The 6,339-nt window shown below is 41.0% G+C and carries 11 protein-coding genes; all 11 read left to right on the top strand.

What is annotated here, in order from left to right; genetic code table 11:
- Positions 1-143 precede the first annotated feature (143 nt).
- The 11 genes from EHR07_RS03685 to EHR07_RS03635 all read left to right on the top strand — a co-directional run bounded on the left by EHR07_RS03685 (position 144) and on the right by EHR07_RS03635 (position 6,238).
- Positions 144-509 carry a hypothetical protein gene (locus EHR07_RS03685; protein WP_135743843.1) on the top strand — a complete coding sequence of 122 codons (366 nt, stop codon included), beginning with the start codon at positions 144-146 and terminating at the stop codon, positions 507-509.
- Complete coding sequence (locus tag EHR07_RS03680; protein ID WP_135743842.1) at positions 509-1,561, top strand: phage major capsid protein; 1,053 nt, start codon at positions 509-511, stop codon at positions 1,559-1,561. The genes EHR07_RS03685 and EHR07_RS03680 overlap by 1 nt, the downstream gene beginning before the upstream one ends.
- 3 nt (positions 1,562-1,564) lie before the next feature.
- Positions 1,565-2,194, top strand: a complete 630-nt coding sequence (locus EHR07_RS03675; RefSeq protein WP_135743841.1) for a hypothetical protein — start codon at positions 1,565-1,567, stop codon at positions 2,192-2,194.
- A 65-nt stretch (positions 2,195-2,259) separates the two neighbouring features.
- Positions 2,260-3,207, top strand: coding sequence for a phage minor capsid protein (locus EHR07_RS03670; protein ID WP_125172480.1), 948 nt, complete (start codon positions 2,260-2,262; stop codon positions 3,205-3,207).
- The gene (locus EHR07_RS03665) at positions 3,197-3,475 is read left to right on the top strand and encodes a hypothetical protein (RefSeq protein WP_100728831.1); all 279 of its coding nucleotides are present in this window, start codon (positions 3,197-3,199) and stop codon (positions 3,473-3,475) included. Before EHR07_RS03670 ends, EHR07_RS03665 begins: the two co-directional genes overlap by 11 nt.
- Positions 3,472-3,996 carry a hypothetical protein gene (locus EHR07_RS03660; RefSeq protein ID WP_135743840.1) on the top strand — a complete coding sequence of 175 codons (525 nt, stop codon included), beginning with the start codon at positions 3,472-3,474 and terminating at the stop codon, positions 3,994-3,996. Before EHR07_RS03665 ends, EHR07_RS03660 begins: the two co-directional genes overlap by 4 nt.
- Positions 3,993-4,409 carry a hypothetical protein gene (locus EHR07_RS03655; protein ID WP_135743839.1) on the top strand — a complete coding sequence of 139 codons (417 nt, stop codon included), beginning with the start codon at positions 3,993-3,995 and terminating at the stop codon, positions 4,407-4,409. The genes EHR07_RS03660 and EHR07_RS03655 overlap by 4 nt, the downstream gene beginning before the upstream one ends.
- Entirely contained in the window at positions 4,406-5,263 is an 858-nt protein-coding gene (locus tag EHR07_RS03650) for a hypothetical protein (protein ID WP_135743838.1), read from the top strand. The genes EHR07_RS03655 and EHR07_RS03650 overlap by 4 nt, the downstream gene beginning before the upstream one ends.
- Before the next feature lie 11 nt (positions 5,264-5,274).
- Complete coding sequence (locus EHR07_RS03645; protein WP_135743837.1) at positions 5,275-5,466, top strand: hypothetical protein; 192 nt, start codon at positions 5,275-5,277, stop codon at positions 5,464-5,466.
- Complete coding sequence (locus EHR07_RS03640; protein WP_135743836.1) at positions 5,463-5,969, top strand: hypothetical protein; 507 nt, start codon at positions 5,463-5,465, stop codon at positions 5,967-5,969. Before EHR07_RS03645 ends, EHR07_RS03640 begins: the two co-directional genes overlap by 4 nt.
- 44 nt (positions 5,970-6,013) lie before the next feature.
- Complete coding sequence (locus EHR07_RS03635) at positions 6,014-6,238, top strand: hypothetical protein (RefSeq protein ID WP_135743835.1); 225 nt, start codon at positions 6,014-6,016, stop codon at positions 6,236-6,238.
- The last annotated feature ends 101 nt before the right edge of the window (positions 6,239-6,339 follow it).

Below are 6,339 nucleotides of genomic sequence, written 5' to 3'. Positions count from 1 at the left end.
CTGAATCTCAAGCAAGCTCTACGGAGCAACTTGAGGCTACGGCCCCAACTTCAAACACAAACTACCATACGTTAGGAAGTGCGGAGCCAGTTTCCAAGGAATCTAAGAAGGCAATTCACTCCCTATAAACATAGGAGAGCTATATGGCTTACGAACTAGGTTGCAACAAAGATGCAACTAGAGAGATTTGGACAGCACCAAACGCTGCTAAAACCCCTGGACAGGCTGAAACAGTCGCATCCAAGGTAGGCTTTTGGATCGCAGGTGCTGTCGCAGATACATTGGCCGTTTTTATCTTTAAGGCAAAACGAGTGTTTGCTGATGCAGAAGGTGCGACAACATACGCTGCAGGAGATGCAGTTTACGATTCAGGCGCTTCGCCTACAGGGATTGTAAACAAGACATCTGGAGCAGGTCGAACAATTGTAGGATACGCATTAAAAAGTTATCCTGCTGGAACAACAAGAATCGAAATCGAAGATTTTGATGGAACAAGGGCGGTGGCATAATGGGTTTAGCAAAGGAACTTTGGCTATTCTCTAGCCAAGCACAAGACGCGATGAAGGATCTTTCCTTGAATGGCATTAATACCGAGAAAGGTAGGCGTGCAGGGAAATTCCTTCAAGCTTCCATCCAAGCATTCTTCGATGCTCCGAAAATGTACAAGCCAGGGAACAAAGAAGCTTCCATCCAGGCGTTTACAACTACCAAAGACATTCCGGATCCTCAATTTGCTTTTGATACCTTTCAAAAGATTTCAAATTGGGATAACCGATACGAGAATGCTTTCAAGGTTCGGACATTCGATGCAAACAAGGGAACATTTTCCATTGTTGATATTTCGAATGCATTCACTTTCGATAAACTTCCAGAAGGTGGTTCTGCCACAATCAAGAAGATCAAAGGTGAAAGTATCGATGTAAAGGCAGTGACTTACGCTGATGCAGTCGGTTGGACTTGGGAAATGCTCGAAGACAGAATGTTTTCGGAAATGGCAGATATGCTCCAGATGATGACTCAGGAATTCTATGCGTCAAAGTCTCGAAACTACTACCGTCTTCTCACAGATGCATCCTACGATACCGTAAATGGTAACGCAAGTGTTGCGTGGCAAGGTGCAGGAACTGATACGGTTCTGACTCGTGACAGACTTACTTTGATGAAGACAGTCAACGATATTGCGAAGGCATGTAAGGATCTTGGACTTGTTTCTGATGTTGCAAGCGCAAGATACGATGTTTACGCAGAGCCTACGAATGCACTTCGTCTCAGCAATGCGATGAATGGAGCTTTAGGTGTAGCAAATGGTATTGGTGGAGTTCCTCCCTACAACATCGTTGTGAATCCTACTTTCAATCTTCGCAGAACGAGTGGATCCGTTGGAGCAACTGACTTCATCGTTGTAATGTCCGGTGGTAAGGTTCAAAGGGGAGATAAACTTCCTCCGCAAACAAAACAGTCCGAAGATGCTTTGGCATTTGCGAGTGTTCTTACTGTTCGAGCAAGATATGCCGGTGTTGTAGCGCAGGCTAAACAAACTATCAAGGGCCAACTATCTTAAGTTATGTCTTGGGTTACTCTTACAGAAGCAGTCGAGATTTTGTCCTCCGAGTTGGGTTTCGATAAATTTATCGAACGATCAGTATTCGAAATCAAATCTGATATGAAACTCAGCACTTCGGGATTATCGGCTACTTTAACGAAGAGTGGGACTGGAAATCTCCAAGATGAATTAGAGGTAGATGGATATCTCCTTATCGACTTGGTCAAATATGTGATCAAGTCGGTAACGGAGACTACAGTTGAGATTGATACCGCAATTGATTTACCAGGAGAAACCGGATTTGCATATGTCAAAGCAGCAAATACGGCCGCATGGGATCAGTTTTACAAAAAGAAAGAACAAGCACTGCAATCTGCATACAAGAGCATCTATCGTTATGTTCAGGATTTCGGAAACGATATCCCTGATGTGGTGAAAGAGGCCCAATCAAAGCTTGGTGCATTTTATTATTCAAATTTAAAAAATCTTCCATACGGAAAGGATAAGTCTCGGATTACTTCTGAGAAGATTGGTGATATTTCCACCAATTACGACACATCCAAAGCACAAGAGAAGCTTCCTGGATGGGTTATTGATATCCTCGGAAATTACTACAGGTCTCCATTCGAGCCTATGTTTTTTGACCGATGAGTCCAGTTCAAGCTTCCAATTTTATTCTTAACGCGACCAGAGAAAAGAGAGATCAGCTAGATGCTTTGATTAAGAACTCGGTATCTCTACAAAATTATTCTGATCTCCGATTGAATCAGATCCTTCTCCTTTTGGATGAATTGGCAAAAACGCAATCTGATATTCTCAATGTTCTCGTCATGCAAGCTTACCGGGAAGGATGGAATGAGACCTACAAAGATGTAACAAAGACCTTGGGACCTGCATTTGATTTCGGAGTGGTAAATGTTTTAGTGAAAGACACGTTGAACGATTACCGGTTAGCGATTGATCAATCCAAAACTTTCCTTAAAAGTGTTTTCAAACTTGCAAAACAAGATATTCTTTCCGAAGTCAGAATCTCGGAGATCACACTTGAGCAAATCATGGCTCAAGGAACTTTCAAAGATATCACCAAACAGACAGTATCTGAAATCATGAAAGCAGGATCTACTTCAAACACGGTATTAAAGTCGTTGAATGATAGAGAGATACAGGAAAGATTCAACAGAGCAAAAAGAGCACTCATTAAAGAAAGGAAAATTCCTGCCTACCTTAAGACAAAGGTTTTGGATAAAGTGGAAGCAAAACTTCACGAAGGAAAATTCATTACCATTCTTTCCAACCGATTGGATAAATTCGGGAAACGAATTCCAATGACTTTTTCATTGGATTACTACTCTTCCCTTGTTGCACGTACCAGATTTGCAGATTCTCAAGTCCAGGGCACTTTGGATGCAGGGGAGCGATTGAATGTTCAATTGTATTTGGTGACAGAACACGGTACGACGACTAAGACTTGCAAAATATACGAGGGCAATTATCTTACTAGAGATCCAAAGCTTGTAGGAAAAACATTCGAAGGCAGAAAGATATTCCTTCTTACAGAAGAATCAAAACCTGTTTATCATCCAAACTGCAAACATAGATTGATTCCTGTTCCAATTACTGATGAAGAATATGCGTCTATCGTGAGGCTGAAAAATGCTGCATAGAGTAAGGTATGTTCTCAATCCAGACGGATCCGTAAAAACAAGGGATTCTGTGGCTCTGGAATACATAAGGATCCAACCTTACTTTCGAGCGAGGCAGAATGGTCAGGGCGCACAGTTTTTTTCCAAATGGAAAGTGTTCTTCGATCCAGATACAGATATTGAATTCACAGACCTTTTAGAATTAGAAGGAAAAGAGTATGCAGTTTTAGAAATCTATCGTGTGAGAGATCGCGATGATAATATCAATCATTTGGAGGTTCTCGTATGAGTCTCAAGATCAAACTAAATGATACTGCTTTCAAAAACAGTGTGAAGGTATATGCAAAAGAACTGAATCCCGTTTTGAAGGACGCCTTAGAACTCACAGGAATGCGAGTGGTGAAAGATATTATCACACTTCCTCCGAAAGCTCCTATCTACGATGGATTTCTTACAGGTGCTTTCACAGTTCAGGTGACAGATCGAGATACCGTTTATCCAGAAGTAGGTGGATCAACTCCTCCAAAAGGTGGTGAAACTGGTAAGAATTCAAAGAAAACTTTGGATCCCGATCAAATTGCCGATGTTGATAAATCCGGAATGGAAAAGTATGAACTTCGCATTGGAAACTATATGAAGTATGCAGCAAGACTTCATGAGAATCCTTTCACTCCGGGAGAATGGTCGGAGAGAAGAGGGAATGTAGGCTATAAATTTATCACAGTAAAGCTTTATGGATATGGAGAAAAATATCTCCAACTATTTGCCGAGTTCGTTAAACAAAGATTAAGAGGGAGGATGTTCAAATGATTTTCCTTCACGAATATTTCTGTGAGCATCTAAAAGCGGCAGAGATTTCACTCTCCGTGGAACCAATTCTGTATCCTATCCGAGGGGATGTTACTACTTTTATTATGGTAATGCCAATTCAGGGAAATAGGTCCCGGTATTACCCAACATCACAAGTGAATCTAAGTATCGTGATTCAGGATACTCAAGATCGAAGAGCATTGGAAAATGCAATGCGGATCTATGAGTTTTACCGAGATACTTTCAATGTTTCGGTATCGCTTCCTCATGATTACAAACCGGAAGAAAAAGAACGTTCTATTATTGCTAAGTATATTCAAGCCGTAGATCATCCAGTCCCTCTTGGCGATCAAGGCAATGGTAGATTTCAATATAGTTTGAACTTTTTAGTTCAGCTAAAGGAGACCACATGAAGCTCGTTAAGAGTAAGAATGGATTTTCTATCTATGGTCGTGACGGAGGACTTATCCGTGCGGCGGCCATTTTTATTAATCCAGAACAAAAACCGAATCTTGTTGGAACTGTTTCCGCAGGATCTGCAGGGCCACCTGCAGTTCCTAGCGCAACGCTGTCAGGAACAGGAACGGCTTTCGACACTGCCTTGAAAGTGGGGGACTATCTGGAATTTGATTTGGGAACACCCATCATTGCGATGGTGAAGGCTATTGCGGGTGCAAATAGCTTGACGCTAGGTGATCCTGCAAATCCAGGTGAGAACCTAGAGGTCTACATCCCTGCACTTACTACCTTCCGAAAGTTTGACAGCTTTTGGTTGGGAAAAACTTCCTCTGCAGGTATATCAATTACCACTGAAGAAGGGGTTTTGGAAACAAAGTCATCTGACCGAGGTGAGACAGCAGAGAACGTATTTTCAGGATCCGTAAAGCCTATGCTTAAATTAAACTTGATGGAAGCATCAGTTGAGACTTTGAGCTATGTCTTAAAGGGAATGGTGAACTTTACTCGAGATGTGAACGGGAAGATCGTAGCCTCTAGCTTTGGTCCAAGAACAGGTTTCGACTTCAAGAAGAATGCAGTTCGCATTGCTATCATCGAGTATGATGGTGATGGAGCAGTATCGTCTGATCCTGCTGCTCGGATGGATATCTTTAAGGTTGGTTTTAAAGGAAATCTTAATCTAACGAAGAATTCTTCTGATCAGGTTGGTGCGGATTTGGAAGGTTACATCTTCGAAGATGATACCAAAGTCGTGAACGGTAAACCTCAGTATTGGGCAACCAATGAAGCTGAGATGGTTTACGATTAAGAGAGGAATGTATGGACGAAACTAAAGTACAAACTCCTCCTGCTCCAAAACCAAAAGCAGTTATACCGGATAAAGCGATTCGACAAATCAAAAATGACCAATTTTCCGTCTTCGTTCAAGTCGGGAATTCCTGGTGCTTTTTGGGAAGAGCTCAAACTCGGGATCAAGCAGAAACGTTGTATTGGACTCAGGCAAAGAAATGAATTTCCTAGCAAATCCTTACGAAGTAGAAATTTGGGAGGGTGGGAAAAAAACCCACTCTCTAAAAATCAATGATGCAACTTCTACTTTCAGAGCAATCAAACTGGACAACTTAGAAGAAGAAGTAATAGGGGTCTTCGACCAAATCAAAGACCTAAACAAAAACTTAAAAGAAATCCAGGATAAAAAGAAAGATACGGAGATTTCCGATTTAACAACAGAAGAACAAGATACTCTTATAGAGTTAGAAAAACTCAATAAGAAACTTCGCCGATTAAATGCTAGGTTTATTGAAATTCTGGTCGTAGATTGGGAAAAAAACGAATCGATCATTGATTCAGTTCGTGGCGATTATCTACGTTTCTTTTGCGCTGCAATTAGACGAGCCGCTTTTGGAATTACAGACAATCGTATACTAGAAAAAAAAAAGAAGAAGAGCAAATCGTCCGTTATTACGAAACAAACGAAAAATTCAAAAAGTGGGGTTATGAAGAAAAAGATATAAATTCGTGGAATGAATTTAAGAGAGCATGGAAGTACAATTTGAATATGATCTTTGAACTACAAAAGAAAAGAGATCATATTGAAACCTTAATTCATACAACTCAGTCCACTAACAATTTCGAGATTCTAAAAAATCGCATGAATGATATCGATGAAGAGATCCGCAAACTTCGATGTGAAGAAGAGATGAAAATGGAAGATGTATTGGTTACTGCAGAAAAAGTATCTCCGGTTTCCTATCTTAAAGTATTGCGAGGAGGGAAAACTTAATGGCAGCAGGTGCAAGTGTAGGATCAATCTATGGCCAAATGATTCTCGATACTTCCCAATATGAGGCAGCACTTCGGGAAATCGTCGGGCTTACCTCGAAA

This window comes from Leptospira bandrabouensis, assembly GCF_004770905.1.
Classification (GTDB): domain Bacteria; phylum Spirochaetota; class Leptospiria; order Leptospirales; family Leptospiraceae; genus Leptospira_A; species Leptospira_A bandrabouensis.
The sequence above is the reverse complement of the archived record's forward strand: the minus strand, read 5'-3'. Positions and strand labels throughout refer to the sequence as shown.

What these genes read in the sequence shown, in the direction of transcription:
- EHR07_RS03685 (WP_135743843.1), top strand. Translation starts at nt 144, where the DNA reads ATGGCTTACGAACTAGGTTGCAACAAAGATGCAACTAGAGAGATTTGG.
- EHR07_RS03680 (WP_135743842.1), top strand. Translation starts at nt 509, where the DNA reads ATGGGTTTAGCAAAGGAACTTTGGCTATTCTCTAGCCAAGCACAAGAC.
- EHR07_RS03675 (WP_135743841.1), top strand. Translation starts at nt 1,565, where the DNA reads ATGTCTTGGGTTACTCTTACAGAAGCAGTCGAGATTTTGTCCTCCGAG.
- EHR07_RS03665 (WP_100728831.1), top strand. Translation starts at nt 3,197, where the DNA reads ATGCTGCATAGAGTAAGGTATGTTCTCAATCCAGACGGATCCGTAAAA.
- EHR07_RS03660 (WP_135743840.1), top strand. Translation starts at nt 3,472, where the DNA reads ATGAGTCTCAAGATCAAACTAAATGATACTGCTTTCAAAAACAGTGTG.
- EHR07_RS03655 (WP_135743839.1), top strand. Translation starts at nt 3,993, where the DNA reads ATGATTTTCCTTCACGAATATTTCTGTGAGCATCTAAAAGCGGCAGAG.
- EHR07_RS03650 (WP_135743838.1), top strand. Translation starts at nt 4,406, where the DNA reads ATGAAGCTCGTTAAGAGTAAGAATGGATTTTCTATCTATGGTCGTGAC.
- EHR07_RS03645 (WP_135743837.1), top strand. Translation starts at nt 5,275, where the DNA reads ATGGACGAAACTAAAGTACAAACTCCTCCTGCTCCAAAACCAAAAGCA.
- EHR07_RS03640 (WP_135743836.1), top strand. Translation starts at nt 5,463, where the DNA reads ATGAATTTCCTAGCAAATCCTTACGAAGTAGAAATTTGGGAGGGTGGG.
- EHR07_RS03635 (WP_135743835.1), top strand. Translation starts at nt 6,014, where the DNA reads ATGATCTTTGAACTACAAAAGAAAAGAGATCATATTGAAACCTTAATT.